At 71.3% G+C, this 17,136-nt stretch carries 18 protein-coding genes; 14 read left to right on the plus strand and 4 right to left on the minus strand.

What is annotated here, in order from left to right:
* Nucleotides 1-3: 3 nt before the first annotated feature.
* Complete coding sequence (locus OG257_RS25845) at nt 4-822, minus strand: DUF3097 domain-containing protein (RefSeq protein WP_329211200.1); 819 nt, start codon at nt 820-822, stop codon at nt 4-6.
* 25 nt (nt 823-847) lie between these two features.
* Entirely contained in the window at nt 848-1,570 is a 723-nt protein-coding gene (locus OG257_RS25850) for an MBL fold metallo-hydrolase (RefSeq protein WP_329211202.1), read from the minus strand.
* Nucleotides 1,571-1,735: 165 nt separating this feature from the next.
* Between OG257_RS25850 and hrcA the strand changes: the two genes are divergently transcribed.
* From hrcA to OG257_RS25885, 7 genes are all read left to right on the plus strand, one after another.
* Nucleotides 1,736-2,752: a heat-inducible transcriptional repressor HrcA gene (gene hrcA / locus OG257_RS25855; protein ID WP_329211204.1), complete on the plus strand. Its 1,017-nt coding sequence runs from the start codon at nt 1,736-1,738 to the stop codon at nt 2,750-2,752.
* The gene (gene dnaJ, locus OG257_RS25860) at nt 2,753-3,889 is read left to right on the plus strand and encodes a molecular chaperone DnaJ (protein WP_329211207.1); all 1,137 of its coding nucleotides are present in this window, start codon (nt 2,753-2,755) and stop codon (nt 3,887-3,889) included.
* Between the two features lie 131 nt (nt 3,890-4,020).
* Nucleotides 4,021-5,094, plus strand: coding sequence for a nitronate monooxygenase (locus OG257_RS25865; protein ID WP_329211208.1), 1,074 nt, complete (start codon nt 4,021-4,023; stop codon nt 5,092-5,094).
* Nucleotides 5,091-5,837: a 16S rRNA (uracil(1498)-N(3))-methyltransferase gene (locus OG257_RS25870; RefSeq protein WP_329211210.1), complete on the plus strand. Its 747-nt coding sequence runs from the start codon at nt 5,091-5,093 to the stop codon at nt 5,835-5,837. Before OG257_RS25865 ends, OG257_RS25870 begins: the two co-directional genes overlap by 4 nt.
* Nucleotides 5,838-5,918: 81 nt before the next feature.
* Complete coding sequence (locus OG257_RS25875) at nt 5,919-6,278, plus strand: histidine triad nucleotide-binding protein (RefSeq protein ID WP_329211211.1); 360 nt, start codon at nt 5,919-5,921, stop codon at nt 6,276-6,278.
* A gap of 12 nt (nt 6,279-6,290) precedes the next feature.
* A complete protein-coding gene (locus OG257_RS25880; protein ID WP_329211212.1) occupies nt 6,291-7,199 on the plus strand; it encodes a ribonuclease Z in 909 nt (302 codons plus the stop codon).
* A gap of 10 nt (nt 7,200-7,209) precedes the next feature.
* Nucleotides 7,210-8,202 carry an adenosine deaminase gene (locus OG257_RS25885; RefSeq protein ID WP_329211214.1) on the plus strand — a complete coding sequence of 331 codons (993 nt, stop codon included), beginning with the start codon at nt 7,210-7,212 and terminating at the stop codon, nt 8,200-8,202.
* On the opposite strand, the gene OG257_RS25890 is transcribed toward OG257_RS25885, so the two are convergent.
* Nucleotides 8,166-9,524, minus strand: a complete 1,359-nt coding sequence (locus OG257_RS25890; RefSeq protein ID WP_329211216.1) for an MFS transporter — start codon at nt 9,522-9,524, stop codon at nt 8,166-8,168. The genes OG257_RS25885 and OG257_RS25890 overlap by 37 nt on opposite strands.
* Before the next feature lie 357 nt (nt 9,525-9,881).
* On the opposite strand from OG257_RS25890, the gene OG257_RS25895 reads away from it, so the two are divergent.
* The 5 genes from OG257_RS25895 (at nt 9,882) to OG257_RS25915 (ending at nt 14,272) form a co-directional block, all read left to right on the plus strand.
* Nucleotides 9,882-10,982 (plus strand): carbohydrate kinase family protein, encoded by a 1,101-nt coding sequence (locus tag OG257_RS25895; RefSeq protein WP_329211218.1) that lies wholly within the window; start codon nt 9,882-9,884, stop codon nt 10,980-10,982.
* A 127-nt stretch (nt 10,983-11,109) separates the two neighbouring features.
* Entirely contained in the window at nt 11,110-12,132 is a 1,023-nt protein-coding gene (locus OG257_RS25900) for a PhoH family protein (RefSeq protein ID WP_329211221.1), read from the plus strand.
* A 12-nt stretch (nt 12,133-12,144) separates the two neighbouring features.
* Nucleotides 12,145-12,642, plus strand: a complete 498-nt coding sequence (ybeY, locus tag OG257_RS25905) for an rRNA maturation RNase YbeY (protein ID WP_329211222.1) — start codon at nt 12,145-12,147, stop codon at nt 12,640-12,642.
* The gene (locus OG257_RS25910; RefSeq protein ID WP_329211223.1) at nt 12,639-13,922 is read left to right on the plus strand and encodes a hemolysin family protein; all 1,284 of its coding nucleotides are present in this window, start codon (nt 12,639-12,641) and stop codon (nt 13,920-13,922) included. The genes ybeY and OG257_RS25910 overlap by 4 nt, the downstream gene beginning before the upstream one ends.
* A complete protein-coding gene (locus OG257_RS25915) occupies nt 13,919-14,272 on the plus strand; it encodes an MmcQ/YjbR family DNA-binding protein (RefSeq protein ID WP_329211225.1) in 354 nt (117 codons plus the stop codon). Before OG257_RS25910 ends, OG257_RS25915 begins: the two co-directional genes overlap by 4 nt.
* Before the next feature lie 8 nt (nt 14,273-14,280).
* On the opposite strand, the gene OG257_RS25920 is transcribed toward OG257_RS25915, so the two are convergent.
* Nucleotides 14,281-15,696 (minus strand): MFS transporter, encoded by a 1,416-nt coding sequence (locus tag OG257_RS25920; protein ID WP_329211227.1) that lies wholly within the window; start codon nt 15,694-15,696, stop codon nt 14,281-14,283.
* Between the two features lie 107 nt (nt 15,697-15,803).
* On the opposite strand from OG257_RS25920, the gene OG257_RS25925 reads away from it, so the two are divergent.
* Together OG257_RS25925 and OG257_RS25930 are read left to right on the plus strand one after the other, a co-directional pair.
* Nucleotides 15,804-16,712, plus strand: coding sequence for a helix-turn-helix transcriptional regulator (locus OG257_RS25925; protein WP_329211228.1), 909 nt, complete (start codon nt 15,804-15,806; stop codon nt 16,710-16,712).
* Between the two features lie 49 nt (nt 16,713-16,761).
* The gene (locus OG257_RS25930) at nt 16,762-17,115 is read left to right on the plus strand and encodes a cytidine deaminase (protein ID WP_329211230.1); all 354 of its coding nucleotides are present in this window, start codon (nt 16,762-16,764) and stop codon (nt 17,113-17,115) included.
* Nucleotides 17,116-17,136 lie beyond the last annotated feature (21 nt).

The raw sequence follows: 17,136 nt of genomic DNA on the forward strand, positions 1-17,136 counted from the left end.
ACATCAGGCAGGAAGGGTGACGAAGTCGATCAATTCCTCGACACGGCCCAGGAGTTGCGGCTCCAGGTCCTTGTAGGAGCTCACCTTGGAAAGAATGTGCTGCCAGGCGGCTCCCGTGTTCTCCGGCCACCCCAGCGAGCGGCAGACGCCCGTCTTCCAGTCCTGGCCCCGCGGCACGACCGGCCACGCCGGGATCCCCACGGACGACGGCTTCACCGCCTCCCAGACATCGATGTACGGGTGCCCCACGACCAGTACGTTCCTGTCGGTGACCTCCGCGGCGATACGGGACTCCTTGGAGCCCGGCACCAGATGGTCGACCAGGACGCCGAGCCGGGCATCGGGGCCCGGGGCGAACCCGCGCACGATCGAGGGGAGGTCGTCGATGCCCTCCAGGTACTCCACGACCACGCCCTCGATGCGCAGGTCGTCCCCCCAGACCCGCTCGACCAGCTCGGCGTCGTGCCGGCCCTCCACATAGATCCGGCCCGCCCGCGCCACCCGTGCCCGCGCCCCGGGGACGGCGACCGAGCCGGAGGCCGTACGGGCCTGCCCGGCCGGCCCGGCGGCCGCCGGGCGTACGAGGGTGACGACCCGGCCCTCCAGCAGGAAGCCGCGCGGCCCCATCGGGAACACCCGGTGCTTGCCGAAGCGGTCCTCCAGGGTGACCGTCGGCCCCTGGGCCGTCTTCTCGCACCGGATCACCGCACCGCAGAAACCGGTGGCAACCTCCTCCACGACCAGATCGGGCTCGGCGGGGACCTCGGGGACGGGAGCGGACCGCTTCCACGGCGGGGTCAGGTCCGGCTGGTAGCTGCGCATGGCACGACGATAGATCGCCGGACCGTCAGGACACGCCGAACCGGGCGGCCAGCCGGTCGCGCTGCGCCCGTACGAACGCGGCGTCCACGACGGCCCCGTGCCCCGGTACGTACAGCGCCTCCTCGCCGCCCAGGGACAGCAGCCGGTCCAGGGCGGCAGGCCAGCGGGCCGGGACCGCGTCCGGGCCCGCCTGCGGTTCGCCGGACTCCTCGACCAGGTCGCCGCAGAGCACCACCACGGGAGAGCCCGGCACCAGCACCGCGAGGTCGTGGCCGCTGTGGCCCGGCCCCACGTTGGCCAGCAGCACCTGGAGGCCGCCACCCAGGTCGAGCGTCCGCTCACCGCTCACCTCGTGCCGGGGGGCCACCAGGACGTCCGTCGCCACGGTGGCGTCGTGCTCGGACACCCCGTGACGCACCGCGTCCGCGCGAAGCTCCTCCGCACAGCGCCCCAGCAGGTCCCTCGTGCCGACCGCCCCGTAGACCTCCGCCCCGGCGAAGGCCGCGGTGCCGAGCACATGGTCGAAGTGCGGGTGGCTCAGTGCGATATGCGTCACCCTCCGGCCGAGCAGCCCCTCCGCCCGGGTCCGCAGTTCGGCACCCTCCCGGAGCGTCGATCCGGTGTCGTAGAGCAGCGCGCCCTCGGTCCCGGCCACCAGCGCGGCCGTCGCGTCCCAGCCGGGAAGGCGGCGGCGCCCCGCAACGTTGCCCAACCGCTCCCAGCCGTACTCTTCCCAAGAGGCGTCCATGCAACGACGCTATCGGCAACGACCTGCACAGTCCTGCGACGGCGTGGCCGGTCGCCCTTGCCCTTCGCCCACCCTGCCCCCGTACACTGACCGGGGGGATTGCTGGCACTCGAAAGCACAGAGTGCCAGGCAGACACCGGAGAACCACAGCTGGAGGTGTGCGCGATGCTCAGCGAACGCAGACTCGAAGTGCTGCGCGCCATCGTCCAGGACTATGTCGGCACCGAGGAGCCCGTCGGCTCCAAGGCGCTCACGGAGCGGCACAAGCTCGGGGTCTCCCCGGCAACCATCCGCAACGACATGGCGGTGCTGGAGGACGAGGGCTTCATCGCCCAGCCGCACACGAGTGCGGGGCGTATCCCGACGGACAAGGGATACCGGCTCTTCGTCGACAAGCTCGCGGGCGTCAAGCCCCTGTCGTCGCCGGAGCGCCGGGCCATTCAGAACTTCCTCGCCGGAGCGGTCGACCTCGACGACGTCGTGGGCCGTACGGTGCGGCTGCTCGCGCAGCTGACCCGGCAGGTCGCCGTCGTGCAGTACCCCTCGCTGACCCGCTCGACGGTGCGGCACGTCGAACTGCTCTCGCTCGCCCCCGCCCGGCTGATGCTCGTACTGATCACGGACACCGGCCGGGTCGAACAGCGTATGATCGACTGCCCTGCTCCGTTCGGTGAGACCTCTCTCGCCGATCTGCGGGCCCGGCTCAACAGCCGGGTCGTGGGGCGCCGCTTCGCGGACGTCCCGCAACTGGTGCAGGACCTGCCGGAGTCCTTCGAGAACGAGGACAGGGGGACCGTCTCGACGGTGCTCTCCGTACTTCTCGAGACTCTGGTCGAAGAGACGGAGGAGCGGCTGATGATCGGCGGCACCTCCAACCTCACCCGCTTCGGGCACGACTTCCCCGTGATGATCCGGCCGGTGCTGGAGGCATTGGAGGAACAGGTCGTGCTGCTGAAGCTGCTCGGTGAGGCCAAGGACTCGGGCATGACCGTACGTATCGGGCACGAGAACGCCCACGAGGGCCTCAACTCCACGTCCGTCGTCGCGGTCGGCTACGGTTCGGGCGACGAGGCAGTCGCCAAACTCGGCGTGGTCGGACCGACCCGCATGGACTACCCCGGAACGATGGGAGCGGTACGCGCAGTGGCACGTTACGTCGGACAGATCCTGGCGGAGTCGTAAGTGGCCACGGACTACTACGCCGTACTCGGCGTGCGCCGCGACGCATCTCAGGACGAGATCAAGAAGGCATTCCGCAGGCTCGCCCGCGAGCTCCACCCGGATGTCAACCCGGATCCGAAGACCCAGGAGCGGTTCAAGGAGATCAACGCCGCTTACGAGGTGCTGTCGGACCCGCAGAAGAAGCAGGTCTACGACCTCGGCGGCGACCCGCTGTCCGCCTCCGGAGGCGGTGGCGCGGGCGGATTCGGACAGGGCGGCTTCGGCAACTTCTCCGACATCATGGACGCGTTCTTCGGCACGGCGTCGCAGCGCGGACCCCGTTCGCGCACCCGGCGCGGCCAGGACGCGATGATCCGGCTGGAGATCGACCTCTCCGAGGCGGCCTTCGGTACGACCAAGGACATCCAGGTCGACACGGCGGTCGTCTGTACGACCTGCAGTGGTGAGGGCGCCGCACCCGGCACCTCCGCCCAGACCTGTGACATGTGCCGCGGCCGTGGCGAGGTCTCCCAGGTCACCCGGTCCTTCCTCGGCCAGGTCATGACCTCGCGGCCCTGCCCGCAGTGCCAGGGCTTCGGCACGGTCGTGCCGACGCCGTGCCCCGAGTGCGCCGGTGACGGCCGCATCCGCTCGCGGCGCACCCTCACCGTGAAGATCCCGGCAGGTGTCGACAACGGCACCCGGATCCAGCTCGCGGGCGAGGGAGAGGTCGGCCCCGGCGGCGGTCCGGCCGGCGACCTGTACGTCGAGATCCACGAGCTGTCGCACGCGGTGTTCCAGCGGCGCGGCGACGACCTGCACTGCACGGTCACCATCCCGATGACGGCCGCGGCGCTCGGCACCCAGGTGCCGCTGGAGACGCTGGACGGCCTGGAGGAGATCGACATCAGGCCGGGCACCCAGTCCGGCCAGTCGGTCCCGCTGCACGGGCGCGGCATCACGCACCTGCGCGGTGGCGGGCGCGGCGACCTGATCGTGCACGTCGAGGTCATGACCCCGACGAAGATGGACCCCGAGCAGGAGCGCCTCCTGCGGGAGCTGTCGAAGCTGCGCGGCGAGGAGCGGCCCACCGGCCAGTTCCAGCCAGGGCAGCAGGGGCTGTTCTCCCGGCTGAAGGACGCCTTCAACGGCCGCTGAGCCGGATTCCGAGCGTCACCCGCACCGCCCGCCGGTTCTCCGGCGGGCGGTGCGGCGTTCGGCGGCAGGCCGTACGCCCGGCTGGAAAAGGCTGATTCGGCACGCCGCACCGGACGTGGCACGATGCCGTCATGTCCTTGGCGCTGACCGATCTCTGCCGGTATCCGATCGTGCAGGCCCCGATGGCGGGCGGCGTCTCCTGTCCGCAGCTCGTCGGGGCCGTTGCCGAGGCCGGAGGGCTCGGTTTCCTCGCCGCCGGCTACAAGACGGCGGACGGGATGTACAACGAGATCAAACAGCTGCGGGGGCTGACCGGACAGCCGTTCGGCGTCAACCTCTTCATGCCGCAGGCGGCTCTCGCCGACCCGAGCGCCGTCGAGGTGTACCGCCACCAGCTCGCGGGTGAGGCCGCCTGGTACGGGACTCCGCTCGGCGACCCGGACTCCAGCGGCGACGACGGCTACGAGGCCAAGGTCGCGATACTGCTGGAGGATCCGGTACCCGTCGTCTCCTTCACGTTCGGCTGCCCCGCCCGCGAAACCCTCGACGCGTTCGCCGGCGTCGGCACGTTCACCGTCGTGACGGTCACCTCCCCGCAGGAGGCGCGGAACGCGCAGTGGGCGGGAGCCGATGCCGTCTGCGTGCAGGGCGTCGAGGCGGGCGGCCACCAGTCCACGCACCACGACGACGCGCAGGCGGGCCTCACCGGCACCGGGCTGCTCTCCCTCGTCGCCCAGGTCCGCGAGACCGTGCAGCTGCCGATCGTCGCGGCCGGCGGGCTGATGCGCGGCTCCCAGATCGCGGCGGTGCTCGCCGCGGGCGCCGACGCGGCACAGCTCGGCACGGCGTTCCTGGCCTGCCCCGAGTCGGGGGCGCACCTGCTGCACAAACAGGCCCTGACCAACCCGCTGTTCGTCACGACGGCACTCACCCGGGCGTTCTCCGGCCGCCCCGCGCGGGGGCTGGCCAACCGTTTCGTCCGGGAGCACGGCCCGTACGCCCCCGCCGCCTACCCGCAGGTGCACCACCTGACCAGCGGGCTGCGCAAGGCCGCCGCCAAGGCCGGCGACGCCCAGGGCATGGCCCTGTGGGCGGGCCAGGGCCACCGGATGGCACGCGAGCTGCCCGCCGGCGAACTCGTGGAACTGCTCGCCACCGAAACGGACGCCGCATGGGCGGCAGTGAGTGGGAGGGGTGCACAGTGACGGCACCGGTCTTCGTTGTCGAACGCATGCCCAGCGGGCCGGAGTTCGTCCTGGAAGGATCCGAGGGACGGCACGCCGTGTCCGTGAAGCGGCTGCACGCCGGGGAGGACGTCGTCCTGACCGACGGGCGCGGCCGCTGGGCGGAAGGCGTCGTACGCGCGGCCGAGGGCAAGGACCGGCTCGTCGTCACGGACCTCGCGACGGTGCACGAGGAGCCCGCACCCGCGCCCCGCATCACCGTCGTCCAGGCACTCCCCAAGGGTGACCGCGGTGAGGTCGCCGTCGAGACGATGACGGAGACGGGAGTCGACGCGATCGTGCCGTGGCAGGCCTCGCGCTGCATCACGCAGTGGAAGGGCGAGCGCGGCCTCAAGTCCCTGGCCAAATGGCGCAACACGGCCCGGGAGGCGGGGAAGCAGTCCCGCCGGGTGCTGTTCCCCGAGGTCGCCGAGGCGATGACGACCAAGCAGGTCGCCGCGCTGCTGGCCGCCGCGGACTTCGCGGGCGTCCTGCACGAGGACCGGGAGAGCGGCAGTGAGCCGCTCGCCACGGCGCAACTCCCCGACGGCGGCTCGATCGTGCTCGTCGTGGGACCGGAGGGCGGAGTCTCCCCCGAGGAGCTCGCCGCCTTCGCCGCCGCGGGCGCGCCGCCGTACCGGCTCGGGCCCAGTGTGCTGCGCACCTCGACCGCCGGGACGGCCGCTGCCGCCCTGCTGATGGGACGCACCGGCCGCTGGAGCTGAGGTCCGGCAGCCCGGCAGGTCCGGACGGATAGCATGCCGGTGTACCGATCACGATCACCAAGCGACCGAGGAGGCCGGGCCATGGCGGGAGAGCCGCAGACCGACTGCCTGTTCTGCAAGATCGTTACGGGGGACATCCCGGCGACCATCATCCGGGAGAGCGACACGACCGTCGCCTTCCGTGACATAAACCCCCAGGCCCCCACGCACGTTCTCGTCATCCCGAAGGCGCACTACCCGGACGTCGCCGCCCTCGCCGCGGCCGAGCCCGGTATCGCCGCGGACGTGCTGCGCGAGGCCGGGCTGGTCGCCGCCGACGAGAAGATCACCGAGACCGGCTACCGCATCGTCCTCAACACGGGTGCCGGCGCGGGACAGACCGTCTTCCACGCGCACGCCCACGTCCTGGGCGGACGCGGGATGCAGTGGCCCCCCGGCTAGGAGCCGCACACCGTGTCCGTACGAGAGCTCGTGGTCCTCGGCACCGCCAGCCAGGTCCCGACGCGTCACCGCAACCACAACGGCTACCTGCTGCGCTGGGACGGCGAGGGCATCCTCTTCGACCCGGGCGAGGGCACGCAGCGCCAGATGCTGCGGGCGGGCGTCGCCGCGCACGACATCAACCGGATCTGCGTCACGCACTTCCACGGCGACCACTCGCTGGGCCTGGCCGGGGTGATCCAGCGGATCAACCTGGACCAGGTCCCGCACCCCGTCACCGCCCACTTCCCGGCGAGCGGACAGCACTTCTTCGACCGGCTGCGGTACGCCACCGCCTACCGCCAGTCCGTCGAACTCACCGAGGTACCGGTCGCCGCCGACGGGATCCTCGCCACCACGGACGCGTACACGCTGGACAGCCACCGGCTCTCGCACCCGGTCGAGTCCTACGGCTACCGCCTGACCGAACCCGACCGGCGGCGCATGCTGCCCGAGAAGCTCGCCGAGCACGGCATCGGCGGGCCGGACGTCGGACGGATCCAGCGCGACGGCGTCCTGCGCGGCATCCCGCTCGACGAGGTCTCGGAACAGCGGCGCGGCCAGCGGTTCGCGTTCATCATGGACACGCGGCTCTGCGACGGCGTGCACGCCCTCGCCGAGGGCTGCGACATGCTGGTCATCGAGTCGACCTTCCTCGACGAGGACAGCCGCCTCGCCGCCGACCACGGCCACCTCACCGCCGGGCAGGCCGGCCGGGCGGCGAAGGAAGCAGGCGTACGGCACCTCGTGCTGACGCACTTCTCGCAGCGCTACAACGACTCCGAGGCCTTCGAGCACCAGGCCAGGGCAGCCGGCTTCGAAGGTGAACTGACCATCGCCCAGGACCTGATCAGGGTCCCCGTACCCACCCGCCACCAGTAACGAGAACACTGTGCACCTCCCCAAAGCCGAACTCCACCTCCACATCGAAGGAACCCTCGAACCCGAGCTGGCCTTCGCGCTCGCCGCACGCAACGGGGTGGACCTGCCCTTCGCGGACACCGAAGAGCTGCGCACCGCCTACCTCTTCGAGGACCTGCAGAGCTTCCTCGACCTCTACTACGCGCTCATGGCGGTGCTGCGCACCGAGGACGACTTCGCCGAACTGGCCGACGCCTACCTCGCCCGCGCCGCCGCCCAGGGTGTCCGGCACGCGGAGATCTTCTTCGACCCGCAGGCTCACACCGACCGCGGTGTCCCGATCGGCACCGTCATCGAAGGGCTCGGCAGGGCGCTGGAGCGCAGCGAGGAGACGCACGGCATCTCCACCCAGCTGATCATGTGCTTCCTGCGCGACCTGTCCGCGGAATCGGCGCTGGAGACCCTGGAGGCCGCGAAGCCGTACCTCCACCGCATCAGCGCCGTCGGACTCGACTCCGCGGAGGCCGGCCACCCGCCCGCGAAGTTCCGCGAGGTGTACGCGGCGGCCACGGCCCTCGGCCTGCGCAAGGTCGCCCACGCCGGCGAGGAGGGCCCGCCGGAGTACATCCGCGAGGCCCTGGACGTCCTGGGCGTCGAGCGCATCGATCACGGGCTGCGCTGCATGGAGGACCCGGAGCTGGTGGACCGGCTCGTCTCCGAGCGGATCCCGCTCACGCTCTGCCCGCTGTCCAACGTCAGGCTGCGCGCCGTCGACACCCTGGAGGACCACCCGCTGCCGGCCATGATGGCCGCCGGGCTGCTCTGCACGGTGAACTCCGACGACCCCGCCTACTTCGGCGGATACGTCGGAGACACCTTCCACGCCGTCCACGAGGCGCTCGGCCTGGACCGCGAGCAGCTGCGCACCCTGGCCCGCAACTCCTTCGAGGCGGCCTTCCTCGACCACGACGAGGAGCGCAGGGCGCGCTACCTCTGCGAGGTCGAGGCGTACGCGTTCGACTGACCGGACCCGCCCGCGGGGCCGGCCGTCCGGAACGCGCTCCTGACCAGCCGCCTCCGGCGCAGCGCGGGAACGCTGATCTCCGTGACGGCCTGCTCCGGCGCGCCCAGCTTGGGCACCGCGCCGGACATGCTGCCGGTCGTCGCGGCGAGGAGCGCGGCCGGGGCACCGCCCCTGCGCCGGACCGAACCCGGCACCAGCGGGCGCCCGCCGGTGTGCAGTGCGACAGCGGTGACGGGGGCCGCGACCAGCAGCGTGGCCGCCCCCAGGATCAGGCCCATCACCGCGTAGCCGGCCTGCTCGGAGAGCACACTGCCGAGGACGGGTCCGCAGGCCACACCGACGGACGACGCCGAGCCCGCGAGGACCGCCCAGCGGCCACGCACATCGAGCGAGGCGGCCAGACCGATCAGATACGACAGGACCACCGGGTAGAAGGTGTTCCACATGATCTCGCCGGTCGCGAAGGAGCCGAGGTCCTGCGCCGACGAGCTGAGCACGATGCTCGCAGCGATGATCATCGTCCCGAGGCCGATCGGCACGGCGCGGCCGAGCCGGGCACCCAGCATCCCGGCGCCCATGACACCGAGCAGGCCCGCTCCCAGCGCGGCGGCGAACACGGCGCCGACGGTCACCTCGGAGAGCCCGACCTGGACGACGCCGATCCGGCTGCTCACGCCCCACAGCGCGTTCTGCGCCATGGACCAGACGAGCATTCCGCCCGCGAGCACCAGCCCCGACCGCCGGTGCGGCAGCCGGCCGGAGACCTGCGCGCCGCCGCCCGCGGGCACGGAGCCGCCCAGCCTGGAGGTGGCGGGCCAGACGAGGAGCGCGACCAGGGCGATCGAGGCGAAGGGGAGCCGGTGCCCGCCGCCGAGGTGAGGGATCGTCAGGTAGAGCGCACCGGCCGTCGCCGAGACGCTGAGCAGCCCCAGGGACGAGGTCCGGTGCGGATCGCGCTGGGCGGCGATGCCGGACGCCGCGACCGCGGTCGCCGCGCCCGATCCGAAGCCGCCGACGACGACACCCGCGACCACCAGCGGCACGGAGCCCGTCAGCGCCGCGCAGCCGTAGCCCAGCGCGGCCAGTACGAGCCCGATGCGCGCCGGTCTGCGTGCCCCGTATCTGTCGACGCGCCCCGCCAGGGTGAAACCGGCGGAGGCCGAGCTCAGCAGGAGGGCGCTGCCGACCAGTCCGGCCTGGGCGGAGCTCAGCCCCAGATAGGCGCTGAGACGGCCGACGATGGTGGGGAGCAGATAGGCGGCGAGGTAACCGGCGGTGAACACGGCAACCAGGGGCCACGCGGCGCGAGGGCGCGAGGACATGGGCGTTCCTGAAGACATGCCAGAAGAGGCAGAAGAAGGCAGGGGAGGGCAATGCGAGGAGTGGCGCAGGGGAGGGTAAAGCGATAAAAAGCGGGAGATGCGACACTCGTCGTCAACTGTCGTGAACGGTGCTCGCGGGCCAATTTGTATCAAGCGCGCACAGCGGACGGAAAGTCGTCGCGATGTGATCTGGGTCACTTTCGAGTTTATTCACTTCTTGACCGGGTAGCAGCGCATGTTTATGCAGGTCAGGGTCGGTGTGTGCGAGACGGCGCGGACTCCCGGACTGCGCGAGCGGATCGGGCAAACTGGCCGGATCTCGCACTGTTCAGATCTGCCACGGCCGGGGAGCGCACGGTGAGCACAGGTAATCCAGGCATCGACCCGCTGCTCGGGCTGCGCGCCCCGCAGGACCCGCCCTGCGACGTCTTCCTGACGGGCACGGTCTTCCTGGACATCATCTTCACCGGCCTGGACAGCGCACCCGTGCGCGGCACCGAGTCCTGGGCCAGGGGGATGGGCTCCAGCCCCGGCGGCGTCGCCAACATGGCCACCGCGCTCGCCAGGCTCGGACTGCGCACCTCGCTGGCCGCCGCGTTCGGCGACGACCACTACGGGGAGTACTGCTGGGACGCCCTGGAACAGGGCGAACACATCGACCTGTCGATGTCGCGCACGGTTCCCGGCTGGCACTCCCCGGTCACCGTCTCCATGGCGTACGAGGGCGAGCGCACGATGGTCTCCCACGGCCACGAGGCGCCGGCCCCCGACACCCCCGCACCCGGCCGGACGTTCCCGCACTGCCCGCCGCGCGCCCGCGCGGCCATCGCCTCGCTCACCCCCGGCCGCAGCGAGCCCTGGGTGGCCGGGGCGGCCCGTGACGGCGCTCTGGTCTTCGCCGACGTCGGCTGGGACGAGACGGGCCGCTGGGACCTGGACGCCCTCCCCGACCTGCGGCACTGCCTGGCCTTCCTGCCCAACGCCGAGGAGGCCATGCGCTACACCCGCACCGACTGCCCGCGCGCCGCCGCACACGCCCTGACCGAGCGGGTACCCCTAGCCGTGGTCACCCTGGGCGCGGAAGGCGCGTACGCGGTGGACCGGGAGACCGGCACCGCCGCGGAGGTGCCGGCCATCGAGGTGGAGGCCCTGGACCCCACCGGGGCGGGCGACGTGTTCGTCGCCGGGTTCGTCACCGGCACCCTGGCCGGCTGGCCGCTCGCCGACCGCCTCGCCTTCGCCGGACTGACCGCCGCCCTCTCGGTGCAGGAGTTCGGCGGATCGCTGTCCGCGCCCGGCTGGGCGGAGATCGCCGCATGGTGGCAGCAGGTGCGCGCCTGCGCCGACCAGGACCCGGCGGCCCTGGAGCGGTACGCGTTCCTCCAGGAGCTCCTGCCCGCCGCCAGCCGGGCGTGGCCGCTGCGCCGTGCCGTCCCGACCATCGGCTTCCGCCAGTGAAGGGCTGATGATCGCGCGGTAAAACCTCTCGGTGTTGTCAGTACGGAGTCGTACGCTGGTACTCCAGAGGCCGTCGAGCAGCGACTGCCCTGCAACGGGAGGTATGTGCAGGCCCGAGGGCCGGCCCATGACTCAGTCACCTACACAGCCGCAGGCGCGTGCCCAGATCAGGATTCCGGCCGCACACCCCATGGTGATGCTCCTGGGATCGGGTGACTCGCTGCTGCGCGTGATCGAAACGGCGTTCCCGGCTGCCGACATCCATGTCCGGGGCAATGAGATAAGCGCGACTGGAAGCGCGGCGGACGTCGCCCTGATCCAGCGCCTGTTCGACGAGATGGTGCTGGTGCTCCGCACCGGGCTGCCGATGACGGAGGACGCTGTGGAACGCTCGATCGCCATGCTCAGGGCGAGCGGGAACGGCAAGGGGGACGACGTGGAGACCCCCGCCGAGGTGCTCACCCAGAACATCCTCTCCAGCCGCGGCCGCACGATCCGCCCCAAGACGCTCAACCAGAAGCGGTACGTCGACGCCATCGACAAGCACACCATCGTCTTCGGTATCGGCCCGGCAGGCACCGGCAAGACCTATCTCGCGATGGCCAAGGCGGTCCAGGCCCTGCAGTCCAAGCAGGTCAGCCGGATCATCCTGACCAGGCCGGCCGTCGAGGCGGGCGAGCGGCTCGGCTTCCTGCCGGGCACGCTGTTCGACAAGATCGACCCGTACCTGCGCCCGCTGTACGACGCACTGCACGACATGCTCGACCCCGACTCGATCCCGCGGCTGATGGCGGCGGGCACGATCGAGGTGGCGCCGCTGGCGTACATGCGTGGCCGGACCTTGAACGACGCGTTCATCATCCTCGACGAGGCGCAGAACACCAGCGCCGAGCAGATGAAGATGTTCCTGACCCGGCTCGGCTTCGACTCGAAGATCGTCGTCACGGGTGACGTCACCCAGGTCGACCTCCCGACCGGGACGAAGAGCGGTCTGCGCCAGGTGCAGGAGATCCTGGAAGGTGTCCCGGACGTGCACTTCTCCCGGCTCACGTCCCAGGATGTCGTCCGGCACAAGCTGGTCGGCCGTATCGTCGACGCGTACGAGAAGTACGACAACGCAGAGGGCCGAGACGGCCGCAACGGGAAGTAGTCGCACCGCACCATGTCGATCGACGTCAACAACGAGTCCGGAACCGAGGTCGACGAGCAGGCGATCCTCGACATCGCCCGCTACGCGCTCGCCCGGATGCGGATCCACCCGCTGTCCGAACTCTCGGTGATCGTGGTCGACACCGCGGCCATGGAGCAGCTCCACATCCAGTGGATGGACCTCCCGGGACCGACGGATGTCATGTCCTTCCCGATGGACGAGCTCCGTCCGCCGGCCAAGGACGACGAGGAGCCCCCGCAGGGGCTCCTCGGTGACATCGTGCTCTGCCCCGAGGTCGCGAAGAAGCAGGGCGAAGAGGCGGACACCGGGCACTCCATGGACGAGGAACTGCAGCTCCTCACCGTCCACGGAGTGCTGCACCTCCTCGGATACGACCACGAGGAGCCGAACGAGAAGGCCGAGATGTTCGGCCTGCAGGCGGCGATCGTCGACGGCTGGCGCGGTGAGCGCGGGCTGACCGGGCCGTCGCCCGCACCCACCGTCTCGTGAGCGTCCCCCTCGTCACGGGCGTCGTCCTTCTGCTCGTCGTCGGCTGGCTGGCGGCCTGTGCCGAGGCCGGGATCGCCCGGACGTCGAGCTTCCGGGCAGCGGGCGCCGTCCGGGCCGGCCGGCGCGGCAGCGACAAGCTGTCGCAGGTCGCCGCCGACCCCACCCGCTATCTCAACGTGGCCCTGCTCGTACGGGTCGCCTGCGAGATGTCGGCCGGCGTGCTCGTCACGTACGCCTGCCTGAGCGAGTTCCCGGAGACCTGGGAGGCGCTGGCCGTCGCCATGGGCGTGATGGTCCTCGTCAGTTACGTCGCCATCGGGGTCTCGCCGCGCACCATCGGCCGCCAGCACCCGCTGAACACGGCCACGGCGGCGGCGTACGTCCTGCTGCCGCTGGCCAGGATCATGGGCCCGATCCCGCAGCTCCTGATCCTCATCGGCAACGCGCTGACCCCGGGCAAGGGCTTCCGCAAGGGCCCCTTCGCCAGCGAGGCCGAGCTGCGCGCGATGGTCGACCTCGCCGAGCAGGAGTCGCTCATCGAGGACGAGGAACGCCGCATGGTGCACTCGGTCTTCGAGCTCGGCGACACCCTCGTGCGCGAGGTGATGGTGCCCCGCACCGACCTGGTCTGCATAGAGCGCTACAAGACGGTCCGCCAGGCGCTGACCCTCGCCCTGCGCTCCGGTTTCTCGCGGATCCCGGTCACCGGGGAGAACGAGGACGACATCGTCGGCGTCGTCTACCTCAAGGACCTGGTCCGCAAGACGCACATCAACAGGGACGCGGAGGCCGACCTCGTCTCCACGGCGATGCGCCCCGCCGCGTTCGTACCCGACACGAAGAACGCCGGCGACCTGCTGCGCGAGATGCAGCAGGACCGCAGCCACGTCGCGGTCGTCATCGACGAGTACGGCGGCACGGCGGGCATCGTCACCATCGAGGACATCCTCGAGGAGATCGTCGGCGAGATCACCGACGAGTACGACCGCGAACTCCCGCCGGTCCAGGAGCTGGAGAACGGCTGCTTCCGGGTGACCGCGCGGCTCGACATCGGCGACCTCGGGGATCTGTTCGACCTCGACGAATACGACGACGAGGACGTGGAGACGGTCGGCGGTCTGCTGGCGAAGGCTCTCGGGCGGGTCCCGATCGCCGGAGCCTCCTCGGCGGTCGACCTCCCCGACGGCCGCAGGCTCCGGCTCACCGCGGAGTCCCCGGCGGGCCGCCGGAACAAGATCGTCACCGTGCTGGTGGAACCGGAGGGAACGGAATCGGGATGACTCCCCAGGAGTTGCGGGCGTTCTGCCTGGAGTTCAACGCGAGTGCCGAGGAATTCCCCTTCGGCCCCGAGACCTCGGTCTTCAAGGTCCTCGGGAAGATGTTCGCCCTCAGCGCGCTGGACGCCCGGCCGCTGACGGTCAACCTCAAGTGCGACCCGGACGACGCCGTACGCCTCCGGGAGGAATACACCGCGATCGTGCCCGGCTGGCACATGAACAAGCGGCACTGGAACACGGTGACGGTCTCCGGGCTCCCGGCCCGGATGGTCCGGGAGCTCATCGAGGACAGTTACGACCTGGTGGTGGCCGGCCTCCCCAAGGCGGAACGCCTCAAGCTGGACCGGCCGTAGCGCGGCGCTCAGCCCGCCCGCCGCAGACCCGCACCCGCCGCCAGGCCCGCCGCCACCAGGATCACCGCGGCCGACGCCACCACCAGCCGCACGCCGTCGAACAGCGCGCCCTGCGTCGTGGCGAGCACGCCCAGCAGCGGGATGCCGACCGTGATCCCCACCTGCTGGGTCGTGGTGACCAGACCGGTCGCCAGGCCCTGCTCCTCGTCAGGGACACCGGACGTCACCGTCACCCCGTACGAGATGATCGCGCCCAGGTGGAACATGCTGGCCAGCGAGACGGCCACCGTCGCGAGCAGGACACCCGAGTCCTCGCCCAGAGCGAGCAGCGCCCCGATGAACAGGCCCTGACCGAGCAGCGAGACGACCAGGGTCGGGCGGGCGCCGAAGCGGCCGATGACCCTCGACGCGTACATCCCCGCCGCCACCGAGGCGATGCCCTGCACACCGAAGACCAGCCCCGTCCCGAAGGCGGAGAGCCCCAGCACCTCCTGGAGGTACAGGGTCAGGACGAAGACGACGGTGCTCATCATCGAGAAGGTCGCCAGACCGCCCAGGTTGCCGAACGCCACCGTGCGGCGGCGCAGCATCGGAAGGGAGACCAGCGGAGCCGCCGAACGGGACTCGACGATCCCGAAGGCCGCCAGGAGCGCCACCCCCACGACGAGCGTGACGAGGACGTCAGCGTCGCCGAAGCCGCGCTGGGCCGCCGTCGACAGCGAGTAGATCAGCGCGAGCAGACCGCCGGTGACGGTCACGGCACCCGGCACGTCCAGCTTCGGCCGTTCCGGCGTACGGGACTCGGCGAGCACCTTCGGTGCCAGGACGAGCACGGTCACCGAGGCGAGGGCCAGGAGCCCCATCGTGGAGCGCCAGCCGAGCGTGTCGGTGAGCACACCGCCCGCCACCATGCCGACGGTGAAGCCCAGCGAGAGCAGCGTGCCGCTGATGCCCAGGGCCCGGTCCCGCAGCGGCCCCTCCGGGAACGTCGTGGTCAGCAGCGACATCCCGGTCGGCACGATCACGGCCGCGCCGAGTCCCTGCAGCGCCCGTCCCGCGAGGAACGACGCGGGGTCCCAGGCCAGCGTCGCCAGGAGTGAGGACGCCCCGAACAGGGCGAGGCCGGTGAGGAACAGCCTGCGCCTGCCGTAGAGATCGGCGATCCGGCCGAAGAGCAGCAGGAAGCCGCCGGACGGCAGGGCGAACGCCGTGACGGCCCACTGGAGCCCCGACGTGCTGAGCCCCAGATCCTTGCCGAGGACGGGCAGTGCCACATTCAGTACGGAGAAGTCGAGCGCCACCATGAACTGGGCGGCGCACAGCACGAAGAGCACGAGACGGGCCCGGCCCGAGAGCCGGGCCGGTGCGGGGTTCACGGGGTCATCGGTGCCGACGGGTGCGGTGGTTGGGGTTTCGATCGCCATGTGCGACAGCCTGGAGCCGCAGGAATATCCGTGGGGAGCGGGAACTTATCCTGTTGGCCGCACCACCAGGCAGGCGCACGCACGGACACGGACACCAGGGGGAGTACGTGGCCTCACCGGCCCAGAACAGCACCACGGCCCGCAGCGTCGCCGGCGACAAGGCGCACCGCCTCGCCGAACTGCGGGAGTTCCTGATGAGCCGAAGGGCCAGGGTCACCCCGGCCGAGGCCGGACTGCCGGACGGCGGGGCACGCAGGCGTACCCCCGGGCTGCGCCGCGAGGAGGTCGCCGTCCTCGCGGGCGTCGGCGTCTCCTGGTACCAGTGGCTGGAGCAGGGCCGCGACATCACCGTGTCGCCCCAGGTCCTGGACTCCGTGGCCCGGGTGCTGCGGCTCAACAGCGCGGAACGCCGCCATCTCTACGTCCTGGCAGGCCTCAACCCGCCCGCACCCGAGGTCGATCCGGCCGACCGCGACATGTGCGCGGGCCTCACCCGGCTCATCGACGCCTGGATGCCCTTCCCGGCCCACATCATGGACCGGTACTGGAACACCGTGCTCTACAACGACGCGGCTTCGGCGGTGCTCGGCATGCGTCCCGGCATCGTCCAGAACTGCATGATCGCCTTCTTCACCGACCCGGTGTACCGGGCCAGGTCGACACAGTGGGAGCTGATCGCGTCCCAGGTCGTCGCGCAGTTCCGGGCCGCCTGCTCGGACCACCCCGAGGACGACGGGTTCCGAGCCGTCGTCGCCGAGGCGAGGAGGCTCAGCACCGAGTTCGCCGCGCTCTGGGACCGGCGCGACGTCGCCCCCGGCGGCCAGGTCCGCAAGGAACTGCAGCATCCACTCGTCGGCACACTCAGCGTGGAGTCCACCCAGCTGCGGGTCCCGGCCCGCCCGGACCTGGTGATCGTGCTGCACACTCCGCTGCCCGACACGGGTACGGAGGCCAAGCTCCAGTGGCTGGACTCGCCCGAGGGGCGGCGCGGCTCGATGTACCCCGTGCCCGGGTGACCGGACCCCGTTGCGGGGCGGGTGCACTCCCGCTTCGTATGCTCAGCACATGACCGACAGCACCGACCTCGGACCCGAGGACCGCAAGATCGTCACCCTGGCCCGCAGCGTCCGCGCCCGCAACGGAGTGCCGGAGGGCGCCGCGGTACGGGACGAGACGGGACGTACGTACGCCGCGGGCACCGTCGCCCTGGACTCGCTGAAGCTCAGCGCGCTGCAGACCGCCGTCGCGATGGCGGTGGCCGGCGGTGCCACATCCCTGGAGGCCGCCGCGGTCGTCTCCCAGGCCGAGGCCCCCTCGGCCGAGGACCGGGCCGCCGTCCGTGACCTGGGCGGACCCGACACGCCCGTGCTGCTCGCCGGGCCGGACGGGACGCTGCGGACCACGGTCGCCGCGGGCTGAACAGGGGCGGATGCGCCCTGC

Origin of the sequence: Streptomyces sp. NBC_00683 (genome assembly GCF_036226745.1) — a bacterium.
Classification (GTDB): domain Bacteria; phylum Actinomycetota; class Actinomycetes; order Streptomycetales; family Streptomycetaceae; genus Streptomyces.

Bases quoted from the DNA above. Each gene is read 5' to 3' on its own strand.
- OG257_RS25850 (WP_329211202.1), bottom strand. From the start codon at position 1,570: ATGGACGCCTCTTGGGAAGAGTACGGCTGGGAGCGGTTGGGCAACGTT.
- OG257_RS25875 (WP_329211211.1), top strand. From the start codon at position 5,919: ATGGCGGGAGAGCCGCAGACCGACTGCCTGTTCTGCAAGATCGTTACG.
- OG257_RS25930 (WP_329211230.1), top strand. From the start codon at position 16,762: ATGACCGACAGCACCGACCTCGGACCCGAGGACCGCAAGATCGTCACC.
- ybeY (WP_329211222.1), top strand. From the start codon at position 12,145: ATGTCGATCGACGTCAACAACGAGTCCGGAACCGAGGTCGACGAGCAG.
- OG257_RS25865 (WP_329211208.1), top strand. From the start codon at position 4,021: ATGTCCTTGGCGCTGACCGATCTCTGCCGGTATCCGATCGTGCAGGCC.
- OG257_RS25920 (WP_329211227.1), bottom strand. From the start codon at position 15,696: ATGGCGATCGAAACCCCAACCACCGCACCCGTCGGCACCGATGACCCC.
- OG257_RS25915 (WP_329211225.1), top strand. From the start codon at position 13,919: ATGACTCCCCAGGAGTTGCGGGCGTTCTGCCTGGAGTTCAACGCGAGT.
- OG257_RS25900 (WP_329211221.1), top strand. From the start codon at position 11,110: ATGACTCAGTCACCTACACAGCCGCAGGCGCGTGCCCAGATCAGGATT.
- hrcA (WP_329211204.1), top strand. From the start codon at position 1,736: ATGCTCAGCGAACGCAGACTCGAAGTGCTGCGCGCCATCGTCCAGGAC.
- OG257_RS25890 (WP_329211216.1), bottom strand. From the start codon at position 9,524: ATGTCCTCGCGCCCTCGCGCCGCGTGGCCCCTGGTTGCCGTGTTCACC.
- OG257_RS25845 (WP_329211200.1), bottom strand. From the start codon at position 822: ATGCGCAGCTACCAGCCGGACCTGACCCCGCCGTGGAAGCGGTCCGCT.